The sequence below is a fragment of the Streptomyces sp. NPDC086989 genome, from assembly GCF_044745505.1.
Taxonomy (GTDB): Bacteria; Actinomycetota; Actinomycetes; order Streptomycetales; family Streptomycetaceae; genus Streptomyces.
This window is the reverse complement of the sequence record NZ_JBIVAL010000011.1, coordinates 178,730-202,288: the sequence shown is the minus strand read 5'-3', so window position 1 is coordinate 202,288 and position 23,559 is coordinate 178,730. Positions and strand designations below refer to the sequence as shown.

General features: G+C 73.9%; 3 protein-coding genes and 1 pseudogene. All 4 read right to left on the bottom strand.

Going from position 1 to position 23,559, the window contains the following annotated elements; translation table 11 throughout:
• Positions 1–577: pseudogene (locus ACIPK4_RS26385) on the bottom strand (ACP S-malonyltransferase); the annotation flags it as partial.
• Positions 564–1,496: a proline iminopeptidase-family hydrolase gene (locus ACIPK4_RS26380; RefSeq protein ID WP_402316596.1), complete on the bottom strand. Its 933-nt coding sequence runs from the start codon at positions 1,494–1,496 to the stop codon at positions 564–566. The gene ACIPK4_RS26380 and the pseudogene ACIPK4_RS26385, both read right to left, overlap by 14 nt.
• A gap of 7 nt (positions 1,497–1,503) precedes the next feature.
• Positions 1,504–12,822, bottom strand: a complete 11,319-nt coding sequence (locus ACIPK4_RS26375; protein WP_402316879.1) for an SDR family NAD(P)-dependent oxidoreductase — start codon at positions 12,820–12,822, stop codon at positions 1,504–1,506.
• Positions 12,823–12,850: 28 nt separating this feature from the next.
• Entirely contained in the window at positions 12,851–23,527 is a 10,677-nt protein-coding gene (locus tag ACIPK4_RS26370; RefSeq protein ID WP_402316593.1) for a type I polyketide synthase, read from the bottom strand.
• Positions 23,528–23,559 lie beyond the last annotated feature (32 nt).

Here is a 23,559-nt window from a genome sequence, read left to right as displayed (position 1 = left end):
ACGCCGCCCGCAGCCGCTGCTGGAGCCACTCCAGCCGGGACTTGCGCAGGGTGAGCATCGCGAAGTCCTCGTCCACGACGCAGGTGACGTCGTGCCACTCGCCCTGCTCGGTCAGCTCGGCCCGCACCTCGTCCAGCAGGGCGCGCGGCGTCCGGGCGAAGGACTGGGTGGCGACCTCCTCCGGGTGCTCCTCGGCGAAGTACGCGTCGAGGGTGTGGGCGAAGCGGGCGGTGAAGCGGATCCCGTCGGCGAAGGACAGCGCCCCGGAGTGCACGGCGGCGGCCTTCTCGCCGAAGCTCAGGCCGGTGCAGAAGGCCGGCTGAGCGTCGAACTCGTGCTCCACCCACCGGGCGAGGGCGAGGCAGTTCACGAGGAACGCCACCTGGGCGTGGTCCGAGTAGTCGCCGTCGGCCTGCTTGAACCGCTCGAAGAGCGAGTACCCGAGCACCTCGTCGGCTTCCGCGAACAGGGCGCGGGCGAACGGGTTGACCAGCATGAACTTGGCGACCTCGGCGAACGGGACGGGGCCCATGCCGGGAAAGACCAGGGCGCTGCCCGTACGGTCAGTTGCCTCCATGGCCCACCGTCTCCTTCTGCTTCGCGCCCGCCAGCGAGCCCAGGAACTCCTTCATCACCCGCTGGAAGAGCTCAGGCTCCTCCAGGTGCGGGAGGTGGCTGGACTCCTCGAAGATCTCCCACCGGACGTCGGGGATCAGGTCCTGGAACGGCTGGACCGTCGCCGGGGTCGCCTCGTCGTGACGACCGGAGATCAGCAGGGTCGGCACCGCCACCTGCGGGCAGTAGTCGATGACCGACCAGTCCTTGAGGGTGCCGTTGACGTGGAACTCGCTGGGGCCGTTCATGGCGTAGTACACCGTCGGGTCGTTGTAGACCTCGTAGAACGAGGCCAGGTAGTCCCGCGGCCACGGCTTGAGGCGGCACACGTGCTTCTCGTAGAAGGGGCGCATCGCGTTGTGGTACTCGTCGCTGTCCGTGGTGCCCGCGGCCTCGTGGCGCAGCAGCGTCTCGTTGACGCCGGGCGGCAGGTCGGCGCGCAGCCGCTCCGCCTCCTGCAGCCACAGCGGGTAGGAGGCGGGGGCGTTGGCGATGACGAGGCCGCGCAGGCCGGCCGGGCGGGCGGCCGCGAACTTGGTGACGAGGAGACCGCCCCAGGACTGCCCGAACAGGACGTAGTCGTCGGCTATGCCGAGCTGCTTCAGCAGGTTGTCGAGCTCGTCGGCGAACAGTTCCGGGGTCCAGAAGTCGGGCCCCTTGTCGGGCAGGTGGGTGGAGCCGCCGTTGCCCAGCTGGTCGTACAGGACGACCGGGCCGGTGTGCTCCGCCAGCTGCGTCAGGTTCTTGAGGTAGTCGTGGGTGCTGCCGGGCCCGCCGTGGACGACGACGAGCGCGGGCTGCCCGGACCGGAGGTCGCCGGTGACCTGGTACCAGGTTTCGTACGGGCCGAAGGGCACGGTGCCTTTGGGTTTGAGTGCCACCGTCGTCTCACATCGCTTTCTGGGTCTGGTCGGCGGTCTGTGCTGCGTCGGGAGCGTCGGCGATGCCGGAGGCGAGCCAGTCCTCCAGCACGCGGGCGGTGTCGTCCGCGCGCTCCTCGACGATGGTGAAGTGGTTCGCGGCGACGGGGCGCAGCGTGTGGGCGGGGTCCCAGGGCTCGGCCTTGCCCTGGGTGAGCTCGGGCGAGGGGTCGTCACCGTCCGGTACGAACGACTGGGTGCACTGGACGAACAGGACGGGCGCCGCGACGGAGTCGAGGGGCAGGTTCGGTACGAGTTCCACCCAGCGGCCCATGGCCGAGAGCCGGGTGGTGTCGAACTCCCCGAAGGCCGCTTCCTTGTCGAACATGCCGAGCGCCAGGCCGTCCATCGGGACGCCCTCGCTCTCTCCGTCGTGGACGTTGTAGGTGTCGAGCAGGACCACGCCGTGCGGGCGGATGCCGTACGCGCGCTCCAGGTGCCCGGCGGTGGCGTAGGCGAGGGTGCCGCCCGAGGAGTAGCCGATCAGGACGAACGGCTCCCCGCCGGCGGCCTCCAGGACGGTGCGGGCCAGGCCCTCGACCGCCGCCTGCGGGGTGGCCGGGAGGCTCTCGCTCGCGTCGAAGCCGAGGACGGGCAGCGCGGAGACCTTCCGCTTGCCCTGGAGGTGGGAGACGAGGCGTGCGTGCTGGTACGCCCCGCCGGTCGCCATCGGCGTGTTGACGAAGATCAGGTGCGGGCCTTCCGCACCGTCGGCGAGCCGCGCCGCGGCCGGTACGCGCTCCAGCTCGGCCGCCGTCTCGAAGGACGGCCGGACCGCGGCCGCCGCGCGCAGCAGGTCGAAGCCCTTGTCCGCGTGGCCGGAGACCACCGCCCCGTGGAACAGGTCGCGCAGCGTCTCCCCCGCGCCCCGGGCCGGCCGGGCGGCGGGAGCGGAGTCCGGTGACGCGGCGGCGGAGCCGGAGGCGGTGGCCTCGGTGGCCCTCGTACCGGGACCCTGCTCGGCGTACTCGGCCAGCAGTACCTTGGCCAGCTGCGCCGGGCTGTGGCTGTCGAACACCACCATCGGGGACAACCGCAGCCCGGTGTCCTGCATGAGGGCGTTGCGCAGCTCCATCGCGCTGAGCGAGTCGAATCCGCTCTCCAGGAAGCCCCGCTCGACGTCGATGGCGGTGGGGCTGCTGTGGCCCAGGAGGTGCGCGGCGCGCTTCTGGACGAGCTCGCGCAGCGCGGCCTCCTGCTCCTCCTCCGGTGCCTGGCCGATGCGGAGCCAGATCAGCTCCGTCGCGACGCCCTTGGCTCCGGCGGTGCGGCGCTGGGTGCCGGGGGTGGCGGGCCGCAGGAGGGCGGGCAGCCGGTCGGCGCGCGCCTGGAGGGCGGTGCGGTTGACGTGCAGCGGGACGGTGGCGGGCCGGCCGGAGGAGACCGCCGCGTCGAAGAGGGCGAGGGCCTCCTCCGGCTGGAGCGGCGGCAGGCCCTGGCGCTCCATGCGCTTCACGTCGGTGTCCGAGACGTACTGTCCGAGGCCGGTGCGGGCCCAGAGGCCGTAGGCCAGGGACTGGGCGGCCAGACCGAGCGCGTGCCGGTACGTCGCGAGGGCGTCGAGGAAGGTGTTGGCGGCGGCGTAGTTGGCCTGTCCGGCCGCCATGGTGAGGCCGCCTGCTGAGGAGATGAGGGCGAACAGGGGCAGGTCCAGGTGCCGGGTCTGCTCGTGCAGGTGCCAGGCGGCGTCCGCCTTGGGGGCCAGGACGTGGTCGAGGCGCTCGGCGTCCATGGTGGCGATGAGGCCGTTGTCGCCGGTGCCGGCGGCGTGGACGATGCCGGTCAGCGGGTGCTCGGCCGGGATCGAGGCCAGCAGCGTGGTGATGTTGGCCGGGTCGGCCACGTCGCACGCCGTGATCGTGACCTGGGCGCCCAGCGCGGAGAGCTCCTCGGCCAGTTCGACCGCGCCCTCCGCATCCGCACCGCGCCGCGAGGTCAGGACCAGGTGGCGGGCGCCGTGCCCGGTCACCAGGTGCCGGGCCAGGTGGGCGCCGATACCGCCGGTGCCACCCGTGATCAGGACCGTGCCCTCGGGGTCGAGGACCACGGGGGCCTCGAGGGTCGCGGTGACCGGGGCGAGGCGCGGGATGCGGACGCCCTCGGCGCGGACCGCGCTCTCCGGCTCGCCCGAGGCGATGACGGCCGCCAGGCCGTCGTCGGTCCCGGTGAGGTCGGTGAGCTGGATGCGGCCCGGGTTCTCCGCCTGGGCGGCCCGTACGAGACCCCACACCGGGGCCTGGGCGAGGTCGACGGCATCGGAGGACGCGTCCACGACCACCGCACCACGCGTCGCGACCACGAGGGTCGTCTCCGCGAACCGCTCCTGCGCCAGCCACTCCTGAACCACCGCCAGCGTCCGTGCACTCGTGGAACGCACCGCCTGCGGCAGCGGACCCTCGCCCTCCGGGACGTGGAAGACGACGGCACCGGTGAGCTCGCCCTCGGGCAGCTCACCCCACACGTGCTGCTCGGCCACCACATCGGCGGGCGCCGCCGACGGACGCCAGGCGATCTCGAACAGCGACTCCGGACGCGCCCCGCCCAGCTGCTCCTGCGACACCGGGCGGAACGTCAGGCTCTTGACCGACAGCACCGGCGCACCGGTCGCATCGGCCGCGTCCAGGGACATGGTGTTCTCGGAGGTCCAGGAGATCCGTACGCGCAGTGCCGTGGCACCGACCGCGTACAGCGAGACGTCCTCCCAGAAGAAGGGCAGCAGCGGCTGTGCGCCCTCCCCGGACTCGTCGTCGGAACCGGACCCCCCGATGCCCAGTGCGTGCATCGTGGCGTCGAGGAGCGCCGGGTGGACGCCGAAGCCCTCGGCGTCGCCGTGCGCCTGCTCGGCCAGTTCGATCTCGGCGAAGATGTCCTCGCCGGCCGTCCACGCGGCCGTGAGGCCCTGGAACACCGGCCCGTAGTGGTAGCCGCGGCCCTGGAGCAGTTCGTACGTGTCGCTCACGTCCACCGCGGTGGCGCCGGTGGGCGGCCACACGGTGAGGTCCGTGCCCGCGGCGGCCGCGCGGGTGCCGAGGAGACCGTCGGCGTGCAGCAGCCAGGGCGTGTCCGCCGGGGCGTCCTCGTGGCGCGAGTGGACCCGTACGGTCCGGCGGCCGGTGCCGTCGGCTGCCCCGACGGACACCTGGAGGGCGACGCCGCCGTGCCGGGGCAGGACGAGAGGCGCCTGGAGGGTGAGTTCCTCCAGGACGGGGCAGCCGACCTGGTCGCCGGCCCGGAGCGCCAGCTCGACGAATCCGGTTCCCGGCAGCAGCACACTGCCGAGGACGTCGTGGTCGCCGATCCAGGCGTGCGTGGCGGCCGCGATGCGGCCGGTCAGGACGGCCTCGTCGGAGCCGGCCAGGGTGATGGCCGCGCTGAGCAGCGGGTGACCGACCGAGGTCTGGCCGTGGTGGGCGACGTCGGTGGCCGGGGTGGCCTCCAGCCAGAACCGCTCGTGCTGGAAGGCGTACGTCGGCAGGTCGACGCGCTGCGCGCCGGTGCCGGCGTAGAAAGCCGTCCAGTCGATGCGCGCGCCCGTGGTGTGCAGGTGAACCACGGCGGTCAGGAGGCTCCGGGTCTCGGGGCGGTTCCTGCGCAGGACGGGTTCGACCAGCACGTTCTGCCCGTCGAGGGAGACCTGAGTGAGTGCGGTCAGGACGGCGTCCGGGCCGAGCTCCAGGAAGCGGGTGACGCCCTTGGCGGCGAGGTGCTGGACGGTGTCGGAGAAGCGGACGGCTTCGCGCAGGTGGCGCGTCCAGTACTCCGGGGTGCCCCAGTCCTCGCTGATCTCGCCGTGCACGCCCGAGACGACGGGCACCTTCGGCTGCTGGTACGTCACCGACTCGGCGACGGCCCGGAACTCGGCCAGGACCGGGTCCATGAGCGGTGAGTGGAAGGCGTGCGAGACGCGCAGCCGGGTCGTCTTGCGGCCCTGCTCGGTGAACTGCGCCTGGATGGCGTTGACGGCGTCCTCGGTACCCGAGACCACGATCGAACGGGGGCTGTTGATCGCCGCGATGCCGACCGTGTCGCTCAGGTGCGGGAGGATCTCCTCCTCCGTCGCCTCAATGGCGGCCATCGCGCCGCCGGCGGGCAGCGCCTGCATCAGGCGGCCACGGGCGGCCACCAGACGGGCAGCGTCCTCCAGCGACAACACCCCCGCCACATGAGCCGCGGTGATCTCACCGATCGAGTGACCGGCCAGGAAGTCCGGCCGCACACCCCACGACTCGACGAGCCGGAACAGAGCCGTCTCGATCGCGAAGAGGGCGGGCTGGGTGTAGGCGGTGCTGTTCAGCAGCGCCTCGTCCTCGGCGGACTCACCCCACATCACCTCGTACAACGGGGTGTCGAGGTGCACGTCCAGGGCAGCGACCACCGCATCCAGAGCGTCCGCGAACACCGGGTATGCGGCGTGCAGTTCACGGCCCATGCCCGGGCGCTGCGCACCCTGACCCGTGAACAGGAAAGCCGAGCGGCCCTCCCGCACCTGGCCCTGCACCACACCCGCCGCCGAGCCTTCGGCCAGCGCCGCCAGCCCGGCGAGGAGCTCCTCACGGGTTTCGGCGACCACGGCGGCCCGGTGCTCGTGCGCAGTGCGCGAGGTCGCGGTCGAGAAGGCGAGGTCGGTCAGCGAGAGGTCCTCGTGGTCGCCGACGTGCGCACGCAGGCGCTCCGCCTGGGCGGCCAGGGCCTCGGGGGAACGGGCCGACAGCACCACCGGTACTGCCGCCGGCTCGCGCGGGGTCTCGTCCGTACCCACCACGGGGGCCGCGGGGGCCGCCGGGGCCTCTTCCAGGATGACGTGGGCGTTCGTACCGCTGAGGCCGAAGGAGGAGATGCCCGCGCGGCGCAGACGGTCGCCCGCCGGCCACTCGACGGCCTCGGTGAGCAGCTTGACGTTGCCCTCGGACCAGTCGACGTGCGGGGTGGGCTCGTCCACGTGCAGGGTCTTCGGCATCAGGCCGTGACGCAGGGCCTGCACCATCTTGATGACGGCGGCGACACCGGCCGCGGCCTGGGTGTGCGCGATGTTCGACTTCAGGGAGCCGAGCCACAGCGGCTTGTCCTCGTCGCGGCCCTGCCCGTACGTGGCGAGGACGGCCTGTGCCTCGATCGGGTCGCCGAGCTTGGTGCCCGTACCGTGCGCCTCGACCACGTCGACATCCGCCGTGGTCAGGCCGGCCTTCTCCAGGGCGCTCTGGATCACGCGCTGCTGGGAGGGGCCGTTGGGTGCGGTCATGCCGTTCGACGCGCCGTCCTGGTTGACGGCGGAGCTCCGGATCACCGCGAGCACGGGGTGGCCGTTGCGGCGGGCGTCGGAGAGGCGCTCGATGACGAGGACGCCGACGCCCTCCGACCAGGCGGCGCCGTCGGCGGCGCCCGCGAAGGACTTGCAGCGGCCGTCGGCGGCGAGGCCGCGCTGACGGCTGAACTCGACGAACATGTCGGGGCTCGCCATCACCGCGACACCGCCGACCAGCGCCATGGAGCATTCGCCGGAGCGCAGCGACTGGGTCGCCAGGTGCAGCGAGACCAGGGAGGACGAGCAGGCCGTGTCCACGGTCATGGACGGGCCTTCGAGGCCCAGGGTGTACGAGACGCGGCCCGAGATCAGGCTGCCGCCGGTGGTGGCCGCGGCCTCGGTGCCCTGCCCGTAGTCGTGGTACATGACGCCCGCGAAGACGCCGGTCTTGCTGCCCTTGAGGGTGTGCGGGTTGATGCCGGCCCGCTCGATGGCCTCCCACGAGACCTCCAGGAGCTGCCGCTGCTGGGGATCCATGATCAGCGCCTCGTTGGGGCTGATCCCGAAGAAGTGCGGGTCGAAGTCGCCCGCCCGGTAGAGGAAGCCGCCTTCGTTGGAGTACGTCTTCCCCGGCACGCCGGGCTCCGGGTCGTAGATGTTCTCGACGTCCCAGCCGCGGTCGAGGGGGAAGCCGGAGACGGCGTCCCGGCCCTCCACGACGAGCTGCCACAGGTCCTCGGGGGAGGTGACCCCGCCGGGGAGACGGCAGCTCATCGCGACGATCGCGATCTGGTCGTCGTCCGCCTGGGCGCGGGCGGTGCCGGCCGCCGGACGGGGGGTGGCGCTCTGCGCCGCTCCGCCCAGGGACTCGCCGATGTACTTGGCGACGGCGCGGGCGTTCGGGTAGTCGAAGACCAGGGTGGCGGGCAGCCGGAGCCCGGTGGCGGCCTTGAGCTGGTTGCGCAGGTCGACGGCGCTGAGGGAGTCGAAGCCCAGCTCCTGGAAGGCGCGGTCGGGTGCGATGGCGTCGGCCGACTCGTGGCCCAGTACGGCGGCCACGTGGGCCCGGGCCAGATCGAGGAGGGCGTTGTCGCGTTCCTCCTCGGTCTTCCCGGCGAGGCGGGCCGCGAGCTCGTTCGCGGCCCCGGCTCCCGCACTGCTGGCGCTCGCGCGGACGTTGCGGCGCTGCGGGGCGGGGGTGGCGGAGCGCAGGAGCGCGGGCAGCTCGTCGGTACGGGCGGCCAGGGCGGTGCGGTCGACGTGCAGCGGGACGGTGGCGGGCCGGCCGGAGGCGTACGCGGCGTCGAAGAGGGCGAGGGCCTCCTCCGGCTGGAGCGGCGGCAGGCCCTGGCGCTCCATGCGCTTCACGTCGGTGTCGGTGATGTACTGGCCCATCCCCGTGCTCGCCCACAGGCCGTAGGCCAGGGACTGGGCGGCGAGGCCCTGCGCGTGCCGGTGGGTGGCGAGGGCGTCGAGGAAGGTGTTGGCGGCCGCGTAGTTCGCCTGCCCGGCGGCGAGGGTGAGTCCGCCGGCGGAGGAGATGAGGGCGAACAGGGGCAGGTCGAGGTGGCGGGTCTGCTCGTGCAGGTGCCAGGCGGCGTCGGCCTTGGGGGCCAGGACCCGGTCCAGGCGCCCGGCGTCCATCGTGGCGACGAGACCGTTGTCGCCGGTGCCCGCGGCGTGGACGATGCCGGTCAGCGGGTGCTCGGACGGGATCGACGCCAGCAGCGTGGTGATGTTGGCCGGGTCGGCCACGTCGCACGCCGTGATCGTGACCTCGGCGCCCAGTTCCCTGAGCTCGGCCGCCAGTTCGCCGGCGCCTTCCGCTTCGGGGCCGCGACGACTGGTCAGGACCAGATGACGGGCACCGTGCACCGTCACCAGGTGCCGCGCCAGGTGCGCACCGATACCGCCGGTGCCGCCCGTGATCAGGACCGTGCCCGCCGGATCGAGGGCGATCGGCCCCTGCTCCGACACCGGCGCCGGCACGGCCGTCAGGCGCGGGATGCGCAGGCCGTCGGGGCGGACCGCGCTCTCCGGCTCGCCGGAGGCGATGACGGCGGCGAGGTCGTCCGTGCTCGCGGTGAGATCGGTGAGCTGGATGCGACCCGGGTTCTCCGCCTGCGCCGCACGCACCAGACCCCACACCGGTGCCTGCGCCAGATCGATCCCCTCGGCCGCGTCCACCACCACCGCGTCACGGGTCGCGACGATCAGCGTGGTCTCCGCGAACCGCTCATCGGCCAGCCACTCCTGGACCACGGCCAGCGTCTGCGCCGCCGCGGAACGCACCGCCTCGGGCAGCGAACCGTCGGTGGCCGGGACGTGGAACACCACCGCACCCGACAGCTCACCCTCCGGCAGCGCACCCCACACGTGCTGCTCCGCAACGGCCTCGGCCGAGGCCACGGCCGAGGCCGGCAGCGGACGCCAGGCGATCTCGAACAGCGACTCCGGACGCGCCCCGCCCAGCTGCTCCTGCGACACCGGGCGCGACACCAGCGAGCCCACCGTCAGCACCGGCTGCCCCTCGGCGTCGGCGACCGTCACGGTGACGGTGTTGGGGCCGGAGGGGGCGATGCACACGCGCAGGGCCGGGGCGCCGCCCGCGTGCAGGGTGACGTCGTTCCAGGAGAACGGCAGGACCGTGGACTCGTCGGTGCTGGAGCCGTCGTCGATCAGCGCCACGTGCATGGCGGCGTCGAGGAGGGCCGGGTGCAGCCCGTACTGGGCGGCGTCGGCGTGCGCCTGCTCGGGGAGGGAGACCTCCGCGTACAGCGACTCGCCGGACGTCCACGCCGCCTTGAGGCCCTGGAACACGGGCCCGTAGTGGTAGCCGCGCTCCAGCAGCAGCTCGTACGCCCCGTCCACCGTCGTCGGGGTGGCCCCCGGCGGCGGCCACTCGGTCAGACCGGCATCGCCCGGCACCGCCGAGCCGTTGACCAGGGTGCCTTCCGCGTGCCGGGTCCAGACGGGCTCGACGGCGTTCTCGTCGCGCGAGTGGATGCTGACCGTGCGGCGTCCGGTTGCGTCGGGAGCGCCGAGCCAGACCTGCACCGCTGCTCCGCCGCGCTCGGGCAGGATCAGCGGGGCGTGCAGAGTGAGTTCCTCGATGGTGTCGCAGCCGGCCTGGTCTCCGGCGCGGACGGCGAGCTCGACGAAGCCGGTGCCCGGGAAGAGGATGCTGCCGAGGACGTCGTGGTCGGCCAGCCAGGGCTGGGTGTCGACCGACAGGCGCCCGGTCAGGACGACCTCGCCGGAGTCGGCGGAGGCGATCGCGGCGCTCAGCAGCGGGTGTCCGACCGTCTCCAGGCCCGCGGCACCGAGCCCGGCGCCCTCGCCGGTCGTGGCCTCCAGCCAGTACCGCTGCTGCTGGAAGGCGTACGTCGGCAGATCGGCCCAGCGGTCCTCGGTGGCGCCGAAGTAGGCGGCCCAGTCGACGGCGACGCCCTGGTTGTGGATCCGGCCGACGGCGGCGAGCAGCTCGCGTGCCTCCGGCCGCTGCCGGCGCAGCGAGGAGACGAAGGCGGTGCCCTCGACGTCGCCGGCGGTCGCGCTCGCCAGCGCGGTCAGGATCGCGTCGGGGCCGAGCTCGACGTACGTCTCGACACCGCGGCCCTGGAGGTACTGGACGGTGTCGGAGAAGCGGACGGCTTCGCGCAGGTGGCGGGTCCAGTAGTCCGGGGTGCCCCAGTCCTCGCTGAGCTCGCCGTGCACGCCCGAGACGACGGGGATCTGCGCGGGGGCGTAGGTCACGGATTCGGCGACGGCCCGGAACTCGGCGAGCGCCGGGTCCATGAGCGGTGAGTGGAAGGCGTGCGAGACCCGCAGCCGGGTCGTCTTACGGCCCTGCTCGGTGAACGCGGCCGTGATCGCCTCGACCGCGTCCTCGGTACCGGAGACGACGATGGAGCGCGGGCTGTTGATCGCCGCGATCCCGACCGTGTCGCTCAGGTGCGGGAGGATCTCCTCCTCCGTCGCCTCAATGGCGGCCATCGCACCGCCGGCGGGCAGCGCCTGCATCAGGCGGCCGCGGGCGGCCACCAGACGGGCCGCGTCCTCCAGCGACAGCACCCCGGCCACGTGGGCCGCGGTGATCTCGCCGATGGAGTGACCGGCCAGGAAGTCCGGCCGAACGCCCCAGGACTCGACGAGCCGGAACAGCGCCGTCTCGATGGCGAACAGGGCGGGCTGCGTATAGGCGGTGCTGTTCAGCAGCGCCTCGTCCCCGGCGGACTCACCCCACATCACCTCGTACAACGGCCTGTCCAGGTGCACGTCCAGAGCAGCGACCACCGCGTCCAGAGCGTCCGCGAACACCGGGAACGCCGCGTGCAGTTCACGGCCCATGCCCAGACGCTGCGCGCCCTGACCCGTGAACAGGAAAGCCGACTTGCCCTCCCGCACCTGGCCCTGCACCACGCCCGGCGCGGTGGCGCCCTCGGCGAGTGCGGTCAGGCCCGCGAGGAGCTCCTCACGGGTCTCACCGAGGACGACGGCCCGCTCGTTCAGCCGGGCGCGCCGCGTGGCCAGCGCCCGCCCCGTGACCGCCAGGTCCGCCTCGTCCAGGCTCTCCAGATGCGTGACCAGACGGGCCGCCTGGGCGCGCAGCGCCTGCACCGTCCGCCCGGTCAGCGCCCAGGGCACCAGGCCCGGCACGAACCCGGGGGCGGTGTCCTCGGGAGCGGTGTCCTCTTCGGCCGTCGTGGTCTCCGCGGGCGCGGGCGCCTCCTCGACGATCACGTGGGCGTTGGTGCCGCTGAGGCCGAAGGAGGAGACGCCGGCCCGGCGCGGTCGCTCGCCCGCCGGCCAGGCGACCGCCTCGGTCAGCAGCTTGACGTTGCCGGCCGTCCAGTCGACGTGCGGGGTGGGCTCGTCGATGTGGAGGGTCTTGGGCAGGACGCCGTGGTGGATCGCCTGCACCATCTTGATGACGCCGGCGACGCCGGCCGCGGCCTGGGTGTGGCCGAGGTTGGACTTCAGGGAGCCGAGCCACAGGGGCTTGTCCGCGTCGCGGTCCTGCCCGTAGGTGGCCAGCAGGGCCTGGGCCTCGATGGGGTCGCCGAGGGTGGTGCCGGTGCCGTGGGCCTCGACCACGTCGACGTCGGCCGTGGTGAGGCCGGCGTTCTCCAGGGCGGCGCGGATCACGCGGCGCTGCGAGGGGCCGTTGGGGGCGGTGAGGCCGTTGGACGCGCCGTCCTGGTTGACGGCGCTGCCGCGGATGACGGCGAGCACCTGGTGGCCGTTGCGGCGGGCGTCGGAGAGGCGTTCCAGCAGGAGGACGCCGACGCCCTCGGACCAGCCGGTGCCGTCGGTGGCGGCGGCGAAGGACTTGCAGCGGCCGTCCTTGGCGAGGCCGCGCTGGCGGCTGAACTCGACGAACACCTCGGGCGTGGACATGACGGCGACGCCGCCGGCCAGGGCGAGGGTGCACTCCCCCGCCCGCAGGGCCTGCGCCGCGAGGTGCATCGCGACGAGCGACGAGGAGCAGGCCGTGTCCAGGGTCACGGACGGGCCCTCGAAGCCGAACGCGTACGAGACGCGGCCCGAGGCGATGGAGCCCGTCGCGCTGTTGTACGCGTAGTCGTGGTACATCATCCCGGAGTAGACGCCGGTCTTGCTGCCCTTGAGGGTGTGAGGGTCGATGCCGGCCCGCTCGAAGACCTCCCAGGACGCCTCCAGCAGCAGCCGCTGCTGGGGGTCCATGATCAGCGCCTCGTTGGGGCTGATCGAGAACAGGGCCGGGTCGAAGCGGTCCGCGTCGTGCAGGAACCCGCCCTTGTTGACGTACGTGGTGTTCGGGCGCTCGCCCTCGGGGTCGTAGAGGCCCTCGACGTCCCAGCCGCGGTTGACGGGGAACTCCGAGACGCCGTCGCGGCCCTCGTCGACGAGCTGCCACAGGCTCTCGGGGGAGTCGACTCCGCCCGGGAACCGGCAGCTCATGGCGACGATGGCGATCGGCTCGCGTGCGGCGGCCGACAGGTTGCGGTTCTGCGTCCGCAGCCGGGCGGTTTCCTTCATGGACGCCCGGAGTGCGTCGAGCAGCTTCTGGTCAGAATTGGACATCGGCTTCTCACATTCCCTGTATCGCGTCGTCCAGCCCGAGACCGTCGAGCGCCATGTTGATCAGACTCTCGGCGTCCATGTCGTCGATCGCCTCTTCCTCTGCGGCGACCGTCGTGGACTCCGTGTGTTCCGCTCGTCCGTCGGCGAGTTCGAGCAGGGTGTCCACCAGGCCCAGTTCGCGCAGGCGGGCCATGGGGACGGTCTGGAGCAGGCGGCGGATCCTGCCCTCGTCGGAGTCGGGGGCGGCCGCGTCGCCGCCTGCGCCGGTCCCGTCGGCTCCGTCCTTCGGCCGCAGCTCCTCGGCGAAGTGCTCCGCGAGGGACTGGGAGTTGGGGTAGTCGAAGACGAGCGTGGCCGGCAGTCGCAGTCCGGTGGCCTCGGCGAGGCTGTTGCGGAATTCGACGGCGGACAGCGAGTCGAATCCGAGTTCCTTGAACTCGCGGCTCTTGCCGATCGACGTCGCCCCCGAGTGGCCGAGGATCGCGGCCGCGTGGGCCCGTACGAGGTCGACGAGTTCGTCGGTACGGGCCGCCTCGGTCAGGCCGGCCATCCGGCGGCGGAACGCCGTGACGTCGACCGTGGATCCGGACTCCGCGCGGCGGCGCGAGCGGGCGGGCACCAGGCTCCGGAACAGGTCCGGGAGGTCGGTGGCGCCGCGCATCGCCTTCGTGTTCAGCAGGATCGTCACCAGGGCGGGTGCGCCGAGCGTGCGGGCCGCGTCGAACACCTCGGTGCCCGAGGCGCCCGACAGCGTCTCGATGCCGATGCGGCTCATGCGGCCGCTGTCGGCGGCGGCCAGCTCGCCGGCCATGCCGCCGCCGGCCCCCTCGGCCGCCCACGGCCCCCAGGCGAGGGCCTGGGCGGGCAGGCCCCGGTCCCGGCGGTGGGTGGCGAGGGCGTCCAGGAAGGCGTTGGCGGCCGCGTAGTTGGCCTGGCCCGGGTTGCCGAGCACACCGGCCACGGAGGAGAAGAGGATGAACGCGGCCAGGTCCAGGCCCTCGGTCAGCTCGTGCAGGTGCAGGGCGGCGTCGACCTTGGGCCGCAGGACCGCCCTCACGCGTTCGGGGGTCAGGGAGGCGAGGACGCCGTCGTCCAGGACACCGGCCATGTGGATCACGCCGGTCAGCGGGTGGGCGGCCGGGACGGCCGCCAGGAGGGCGGCGAGGGCGTCCCGGTCGGAGGTGTCGCAGGCCGCGATCTCCACCTCGGCCCCCAGCTCCGTGAGTTCGGCGGCCAGTTCGGCCGCTCCCTCGGCGTCGGGGCCGCGGCGGCTCGTCAGCAGCAGGCGGCTCACACCGCGCTCGGTGATCAGGTGCCGGGCGAACAGCCGGCCCAGCATGCCCGTACCGCCGGTGATCAGCACCGTTCCGCCGGGGGCGAACTCGGCGGCCGGGGTCGTCGCGGTGTCGGCGTCCGCCGCGGCCCGTACGAGGCGCGGGGCGTGGACGGCGCCGGCCCGTACGGCGGCCTGCGGTTCGCCGGAGGCCACCGCGAGGGCGACGTCCGCCGTGTCCGCGGGGTCGGCGGTGTCGGTGTCGAGGAGGAGGACGCGGCCCGGGTTCTCCGACTGCGCGGTCTTCACCAGGCCCCAGACGGCGGCGCCGGCCAGGTTGCCCACGTGCTCGTCGGCGACGGCGACGGCGCCGCGGGTGCGGACGACGAGCGTCGAGCCTTCGAAGCGTTCACCGGCCAGCCATTCCCGCAGGACCTCCAGGGCCCCGCCGACGGCGGTGTGCACCGCGGCGGCGTCCGAGCCGGCGGGGGCGTCCCAGACGACGGTGTCCGCGACCGGGCCGTCGCCGAGCGACTGCCAGGCCTCCACGGGGGTGTCCGCGGCCGCCGCGGAAGGCTGCTTCGGCCAGTCGATCCGGAACAGTGCGTCCCGGACCACCGAGCGGCCGTCGGCGGCCAGCTGCTCCGCGGCCAGCGGGCGCAGCATCAGCGAGGCGAGCGAGGCGACGGGGACCCCGGAGGCGTCCGCGAGGTCGACGGCGACCGAGCCCTCACCGCGGGCGGAGACCCGTACGCGCAGGCTCGCGGCGCCGTCCGCGGAGAGCGAGACGCCGGAGAGGGCGAACGGCAGGGCGGCCTCTCCGCCGGTCACTCCGGACAGGGCGACGGGGTGCAGCGCCGCGTCGAGCAGCGCGGGGTGGACGCCGTATCCGTCCGGTTCCACGCCGTCGGGCAGCGCGACCTCGGCGTACACGTCGTCGCCGGAGCGCCAGGCGGCCTTCATGCCCTGGAAGACGGGGCCGTAGGCGAGGCCGGCCTCGGCCACGTCGGCGTAGAAGCCGTCCAGGTCCACCGGCTCGGCGCCGGCGGGCGGCCAGGCCGTCGCGTCGAAGGGGCGCGTGGGCTCGGCGGGCTCCTCGGCGAGCGTGCCCACCGCGTGCCGCACCCACGGCAGGTCCTCGTCCTCGCCGCGCGAGTGGAAGGTGACCGGGCGCCGGCCCGACGCGTCGGGGGCGCCGACCGCGACCCGCACGGCGACTCCGCCGTGCGGCGGGAGCACCAGCGGCGCCTCCAGCGTCAGTTCGTCCACGGCCGGGCAGCCGATCCGGTCGCCCGCCTGGACGGCGAGCTCCACGAAGCCGGTCCCGGGGAACAGGACGGTCTCGCCGACCTTGTGGTCGGCCAGCCAGGGCTGGGCGGAGAGCGCGAGGCGGCCCGTGAGGACGATCCCGTCCGTCTCGGGCGCGGAGATCACCGCGCCGAGCAGCGGGTGGTCGACCGTGGAGAGGCCGAGGGAGGTGGCGTCGCCGCCCGCCTGGCCGTCGAGGATCCAGAACCGGCGGCGCTGGAAGGCGTACGTCGGCAGGTCGACGCGGCGCGCGCCGGTGCCGGCGTAGAAGGCCTGCCAGTCGATGCGCGTGCCGGTGGTGTGCAGGCGGGCCAGTGCGGTGAGCAGGGTCCGCGGCTCGGGGCGGTTCCCCCGCAGGAGCGGCTCGACGGTGACGTCCTGGCCGTCCAGGGTCGTGCCGGTCAGGGCCGACAGGATGGCGTCGGGGCCGAGCTCGACGAAGCGGGTGACGCCCTGGCCGTGCAGGTACCGGACGGTGTCGGCGAAGCGGACGGCCTCGCGCAGGTGGCGGGTCCAGTACTCCGGGGTGCCCCAGTCCTCGCTGATCTCCCCGTGCACGCCGGAGACCACGGGGATCTTCGGCTGGTGGTAGGTGACGTTCTCGGCGACGAGGTGGAACTCGGCGAGGACCGGATCCATCAGCGGCGAGTGGAAGGCGTGCGAGACGCGCAGCCTGGTCGTCTTGCGGCCCAGTGCGGTGAAGACGGCGGTGATCTCCTCCACCGCCTCCTCCGCGCCCGAGACGACCAGGGAGCGCGGGCTGTTGACGGCCGCGATGCCGGCGGTGTCGGTCAGGTGCGGCAGGACCTCTTCCTCCGTGGCCTCGATGGCGGCCATCGCACCGCCTGCGGGCAGTGCCTGCATCAGGCGGCCGCGTGCGGCGACGAGGCGGGCCGCGTCCTGAAGGGAGAGCACGCCGGCCGCGTGGGCCGCGGTGATCTCGCCGATGGAGTGGCCGGCCAGGAAGGACGGGCGGACGCCCCAGGACTCGACGAGCCGGAAGAGGGCCGTCTCGACGGCGAACAGGGCGGGCTGGGTGTAGGCGGTGCTGTTGAGCAGTGCCTCGTCCTCGGCGGACTCGCCCCACATCACCTGGTACAGCGGGGCGTCGAGGTAGGTGTCGAGGGCGGCGACGACTTCGTCGAGGGCGGCGGCGAACACCGGGAAGGCGGCGTGCAGTTCACGTCCCATGCCCGGGCGCTGCGCGCCCTGGCCCGTGAACAGGAAGGCCGGCTTGCCGTCCCGTACGGCGCCGTGGACCACGCCCGCCGTCGCCGATCCTTCGGCCAGCGCGGCGAGTCCGGCGAGCAGTTCCCCGCGGTTCCCGGCGATCACCGCGGCGCGGTGGTCGTGGGGGGTGCGGGAGGTGGCGGCCGCGTGGCCGAGGTCGGTCAGCGAGAGCTCCGTGTCCTCGCCGACCCGTGCCAGCAGGCGCTGTGCCTGCTCGGCGAGGGCCTGCGGGCTGCGGGCCGACAGCACGACCGGTACGAGGGGCAGTTCGCGGTGTTCACCGGCCGGCGCCGTGGCGTCGGCCGGTGCCTCTTCGAGGATGACGTGGGCGTTCGTGCCGCTGAGGCCGAAGGAGGAGATGCCGGCGCGGCGCGGACGGCCGGCCGTGGCGGGCCACTCGACCGGCTCCTGGAGCAGCCTGACGTTGCCCGCTTCCCAGTCGACGACCGGGGTGGGCTCGTCGACGTGCAGGGTCTTCGGCATCAGGCCGTGGCGCAGGGCCTGCACCATCTTGATGACGCCGCCGACGCCGGCGGCGGCCTGGGCGTGGCCGATGTTCGACTTGAGGGAGCCGAGCCACAGCGGCTTGTCCTCGTCGCGGTCCTGGCCGTAGGTGGCGAGGACGGCCTGCGCCTCGATCGGGTCGCCGAGGGTGGTGCCGGTGCCGTGGGCCTCGACGACGTCGACGTCGGCGGTGGTCAGGCCGGCGCTGTCCAGGGCGGCGCGGATGACGCGCTGCTGCGAGGGGCCGTTGGGGGCGGTGAGGCCGTTGGAGGCGCCGTCCTGGTTGACGGCGGAGCCCCGTACGACGGCCAGGACGCGGTGGCCGTTGCGGCGGGCGTCCGAGAGGCGCTCGACGACGAGGACGCCGACGCCCTCCGACCAGGCAGCGCCGTCGGCGGCGCCCGCGAAGGACTTGCAGCGGCCGTCCCTGGCCATGCCCTTCTGGCGGCTGAACTCGACGAACACCTCGGGGTCGGACATCACGGTGACGCCGCCGGCCAGGGCGAGGGTGCACTCGCCGGACCGCAGCGCCTGGATGGCCAGGTGCAGGGAGACGAGGGAGGAGGAGCAGGCCGTGTCGACCGTCATGGACGGGCCCTCGACACCGAGGACGTACGACACCCGGCCCGAGGCGATGCCGCCCGTGGACGCGTTGTGCGCGTAGTCGTGGTACATCATCCCGGAGTAGACGCCGGTGCTGCTTCCCTTGAGGGTGCGCGGGTCGATGCCCGCGTCCTCGAAGGCCTCCCAGGACGCCTCCAGCAGCAGCCGCTGCTGCGGGTCCATGATCAGCGCCTCGTTCGGGCTGATGCCGAAGAAATCGGGGTCGAAGTCGCCCGCGTCGTGGAGGAATCCGCCCTGGGCGACATAGCTGGTGTCGGGGCGCGCTCCGGTCGGGTCGTAGATGCGGGCCAGGTCCCAGCCCCGGTCGGCCGGGAAGTCGGAGATCGCGTCGACGCCGTCGGCGACGGCCCGCCACAGGCCGGCGGGCGAGGTGATGCCGCCGGGGTAGCGGCAGGCCATGCCGACGATGGCGACGAGGTCGTCGTCGGCGGTCGCGGCGGCCGCCCTGCGGGCCGCCGCGGGCCGTGCGGCTGCGGCCTCGGGCAGTCCGGACACCTCGGTGAGCAGGTGACGGGCCAGCCCGAGGGGGTTGGGGTAGTCGAAGACGATGGTGGCGGGCAGGCGCAGGCCGGTGGCCTCGGCGAGTCCGTTGCGGAACTCGACGGCGCGCAGCGAGTCGAAGCCGAGCTCCTTGAACGCCCGCTCCGGCTCGATGGCCTGGGTCGAGCTGAAGCCGAGTACGTCGGCGACCTGCCGCAGCACCAGCTCGACGAGCACCTCTTCGCGGTCCGCGGCGGGCAGTGCGGCCAGCCGCTGCTGGAGGGCGCCGGCCTCGACCTTCCCGCCGGCCTTGCGGCGGGCGGTGACCGGGGCGAGGGAGCGGAACACCTCGCGGGCGCTCGCACCCTGGGCTCGGATGGCACCGAGGTCCAGCTTGACGGGCACCAGGGTGGCGTCGCCGGCGCGCCCGGCGGCGTCGAACAGCGCGACGCCCTCGTCGGCGGAGATCGGGAAGACGCCGCCCTGCGAGATGCGGGAGCGTTCGGCGTCCGTCAGGCTGCCGGTCATGGCGCTGGCCTCGCCCCAGAAGCCCCAGGCGAGGGACTGGGCGGGCAGCCCGCGGGCCTGCCGGTGGGCGGCGAGGCCGTCCAGGAAGGCGTTGGCGGCCGCGTAGTTGGCCTGGCCGGGGTTGCCGAACACACCGGCGACGGAGGAGAAGAGGACGAACGCCGAGAGGTCGGCGTCGGCGGTGAGTTCGTGCAGGTTGAGCGCAGCGTCGACCTTGGGGCGCAGGACGGCGTCGATGCGCTCGGGGGTGAGCGAGCCGAGGACGCCGTCGTCGAGCACGCCCGCCAGGTGGACGACCCCGGTGAGGGGGTGCGCGGCCGGGACGGTGGCCAGCAGGGCGGCGAGGGCGTCGCGGTCGGCGGCGTCGCAGGCCGCGATGTCGACGTGGGCGCCGAGTCCGGTGAGCTCGGCGGCGAGTTCGGCGGCGCCTTCGGCGTCCGGGCCGCGGCGGCCGGCGAGCAGCAGGCGGCGCACGCCGTGCGCGGTGATCAGGTGGCGGGCGAAGAGCCGGCCGAGCATGCCGGTGCCGCCGGTGAGCAGGACGGTGCCGTCCGCGGCGAACCGCGGTGCGGCGCCGTCGTCACTCGCGTCGTCGCCCGCGGCGGGCGCTGCGGCGCGGACCAGGCGCGGCGCGTACGCGACGCCGTCGCGGACGGCGATCTGGGACTCGCCGGCGGCGTACGCGGTGAGGACGTCGGCGTCGGTCGCGGCGTCGGCCAGGACGACGCGGCCGGGGTTCTCGGACTGGGCCGATCTGACCAGGCCCCAGACGGTGGCGCCGGCCAGGTCGGTGACGTCCTCGCCGGCCCGGGCGGCGACGGCGCCGCGGGTGCGGACGACGAGGACCGAGGCGGCGTACCGCTCGTCCGCGAGCCATTCCCGGACGACGGCGAGGGCTTCGTGCGCGGCGGTGCGGGCGGCTTCGGCCCCGTTCCCGGCGGGGGCGTCCCACAGGACCAGGTCGGCCGGCCCGGTGTCCCCGGCGGCGGACCGGATGGCCTCCCACGTGGCGGAGGTGGCGTCGGCGGCGGCCGCCGGGAGGGCCTGCCAGTCGATGCGGAACAGGGCGTCCCGGGTGAGGGAGCGGTCCTGGGCGAGCCGGTCGTCGGTGAGCGGCCGCAGGACGAGCGAGTCGACCGAGGCGACGGGCTGCCCGGAGGCGTCGGCGAGGTCGACGGCGACCTCGCCGTCGCCGAGTGCGCCGACCCGTACACGGACGGCGGAGGCGCCCTCGGCGGCGAGGGTGACCCCGGACCAGGCGAACGGCAGGGCCGCCCGGTCGCCGGTGACGCCGGTCAGCGCGACGGTGTGCAGCGCCGCGTCCAGCAGTGCCGGGTGCAGTCCGTACGGGGAGCCGTCGGTGCCGTCGGGCAGGGCGGCCTCGGCGTACAGGTCCTCGCCGAGGCGCCAGGCGGCGGTGAGGCCCCGGAAGACGGGGCCGTAGTTCAGGCCTTCCGCGGCGACGTTCTCGTAGAAGCCGTCGAGGTCGACGGGCTCGGCGCCGGCGGGCGGCCACACGGTGGTGTCGAAGGGGCGGGCGGGGGCTGCGGCGGTGCCGAGGGTGCCGACCGCGTGGCGGGTCCAGGACAGGCCCGTGTCCTCGCCGCGTGAGTGGACGCTCACGGCCCTGCGGCCGGCCGGGTCGGGCGCGTCGACGGTGACCCGGACGGCGACGCCGCCGCGCGCGGGCAGCACCAGCGGCGCCTCCAGGGTGAGTTCCTCGACGGTGGTGCAGCCGGCCCGGTCGCCGGCCAGGACGGCCAGTTCGACGAAGCCGGTGCCGGGGAAGAAGACCTGCTCGCCGACCCGGTGGTCGCCGAGCCAGCCGTGGGTGGCGGTGGCGAGGCGGCCGGTCAGCGTGAAGCCGTCGCTGTCGGGCGCGGTGATCACGGCGCCGAGCAGCGGGTGGCCGGCGGGGTCGAGGCCGGCGGCCTCGACGTCGCCGGTGCCCGCGGGGGCCGGGGCCCAGTAGTGCTCGCGCTGGAAGGCGTACGTCGGCAGGTCGACGGGGCGGGCGGGGGCGCAGCCGTGGAAGAGGGTCCAGTCGACGGGCGCACCGGCCGCCCAGGCCTCGGCCAGGGAGGTGGCGAAGCGCTGCATGCCGCCTTCGCCGCGGCGCAGCGAGCCGACGGGCGCGGCGCCGACGCCGACGGCGGAGACGGTTTCGGCGAGGCCGACGAGCAGGCCGGGGTGGGGGCTGGCCTCGACGAAGACGGTGAAGCCGTCGTCCAGGAGGGCGCGGGTGGTCTCCTCGAAGAGGACGGTCTGGCGCAGGTTGCGGTACCAGTAGTCGGCGTCGAGGGTGGCGGTGTCGACGGGCGCGCCGACGACGGTCGAGTAGAACGCGACGTCCGCGGAGCGGGGGCTCACCCCGGACAGGGCCGCGCGGACCTCGTCGCGGATCTCCTCGACGAAGACGGAGTGCGAGGCGTAGTCGACGGGGATCTTGCGGGCCTGGACGCCCTCCGCCTCCAGGTGCGCGTACAGCTCGTCGAGGTTCTCGGGGTGACCGCAGACGACGACCGAGGTGGGGCTGTTGACGACGGCGAGCTGGAGGCGGCCGTCCCAGCGGGCGATGAGTTCGCGGACCTCGGCGGACGGCAGGCGGACCGACATCATGCCGCCGCGGCCGGCCAGCCCGGACCGGATGATCTTGCTGCGGAGGGCGACGACGCGGGCGCCGTCCTCCAGGGAGAGGGCGCCGGCGACGGTGGCCGCCGCGATCTCGCCCTGGGAGTGGCCGACGACCGCGGCCGGCTCCACGCCGAAGGAGCGCCACAGCCCGGCCAGCGAGACCATGACGGCCCACAGCACCGGCTGGACCACGTCGACCTCGTCGTACGTGGGGGCGCCGGGCTCACCGCGTACGACGTCGATGAGGTTCCAGTCGGTGAACTGCGCGAGGGCCTCGGCGCACTCCCGCATCCGCTCGGCGAACACCGGCGAGGAGTCGAGCAGTTCGACGGCCATGCCGATCCACTGCGAGCCCTGGCCGGGGAAGACGAACGCGACCTGCGGGGAGCCGGACGCGGTGCCGCGGACCAGGTTCGGGGCCTTGCCGCCGTCGGCGAGGGTGTCGAGCCCCGCCAGCAGGGCTTCGCGGTCCTGGCCGAGGACGACGGCGCGGTGGTCGAAGGCGGTCCGGCGGGTGATCAGGGCGTGGCCGATGCCGCTCGGGTCCTCGTCCCCCGCGCGCTCGCGGACGAACGAGGCGAGCTTCTGCGCCTGCCCGCGCAGCGCCTGGGCGCTGCGCGCCGAGACGACGTACGGCAGGACCGGGGAGGTGACGGCCGGGGCGTGACGGACCGGCTCGGCGGCCGCGGCGGCCGGCTCGGGCTCCGGTGCCTCCTGAAGGATGACGTGGGCGTTGGTGCCGCTGAGGCCGAACGCGGAGACGCCGGCGGTGCGGGCGTGGTCCTCGGCCTTGGGCCAGGGCAGCGCCTCGGTGAGCAGTTCGACGTGGCCGGCGCTCCAGTCGACGTGGCTGGACGGCTCGGAGACGTGCAGGGTGCGCGGCATGAGGCCGTTGCGCATCGCCATGACGGTCTTGATGACGCCGCCGACGCCGGCCGCGCCCTGGGCGTGGCCGATGTTCGACTTGAACGAGCCGAGGCGCAGCGGCCGCTGGGCGGTGTGGTCCTGGCCGTAGGTGGCGAGCAGGGCCTGGGCCTCGATGGGGTCGCCGAGGGTGGTGCCGGTGCCGTGGGCCTCGACGAGGTCGACGTGGGCGCCGGGGATCTCGGCGTTGGCCAGGGCCTGGCGGATCACCTTCTGCTGGGCGGGGCCGTTGGGCGCGGTGAGCCCGTTCGAGGCGCCGTCCTGGTTGATCGCCGAGCCCTGGATCACCGCGAGGACCTCGTGGCCGTTGCGGCGGGCGTCGGAGAGGCGCTCCAGGAGGATGACGGCGGCGCCCTCGGCCCAGCCGGTGCCGTCGGCGGAGTCGGAGAACGCCTTGCAGCGGCCGTCCGGGGACAGGCCCTTCTGCTTGCTGAACGCGACGAACGGGGACGCCGTCGACATGATCATCACGCCGCCGGCCAGGGCGAGCCTGCACTCGTTCTGGCGCAGGGCCTGCGCGGCGAGGTGGATGGCCACCAGGGAGGACGAGCAGGCGGTGTCGACGGTGAAGGCGGGACCCTCCAGGCCCAGGGTGTAGGAGACCCGGCCGGAGATGACGGACGAGGCGCGCGAGGTCGCCATGAACGCCTCGACGGCTTCCGGGACGCCTTCGTCGTAGTCGCCGTAGTCCTGGATGCCCGAGCCCATGTAGACCCCGACCTGGCTCCCCCGCAGGGTCTCCGGGTCGATGCCGGCGCGCTCGAACGCCTCCCAGGACACTTCGAGGATGAGGCGCTGCTGCGGGTCGGTGCCCTCCGCCTCCAGGGGGCTGAGCCCGAAGAAGCCGGGGTCGAACATGCCGGCGTTCTCCAGGAAGCCGCCCTGGTGGACGTAGCTCGCCCCGGGGGCGTCGGGGTTCGGGTCCATCAGGGTCTCGAGGTCCCAGCCACGGTCGGTGGGCATGCCCGCCACGGCGTCGCGGCCTTCGGCAACCAGCTGCCACAGCTCTTCCGGCGTGGTGATCCCACCGGGGTAGCGGCAGCTCATGGCCACGATCGCGATCGGCTCCCGCGCCTGAGCCTCGACGTCCTGGAGCCGCTGCCGGGTCTGGTGCAGATCGGCCGTGACTTTCTTCAGGTAGTCGAGGATCTTCTCGTCATTTGCCATGTCGGGTCTCACCGAGTCCTTTTGATGAATGTGTCGGCTACGTG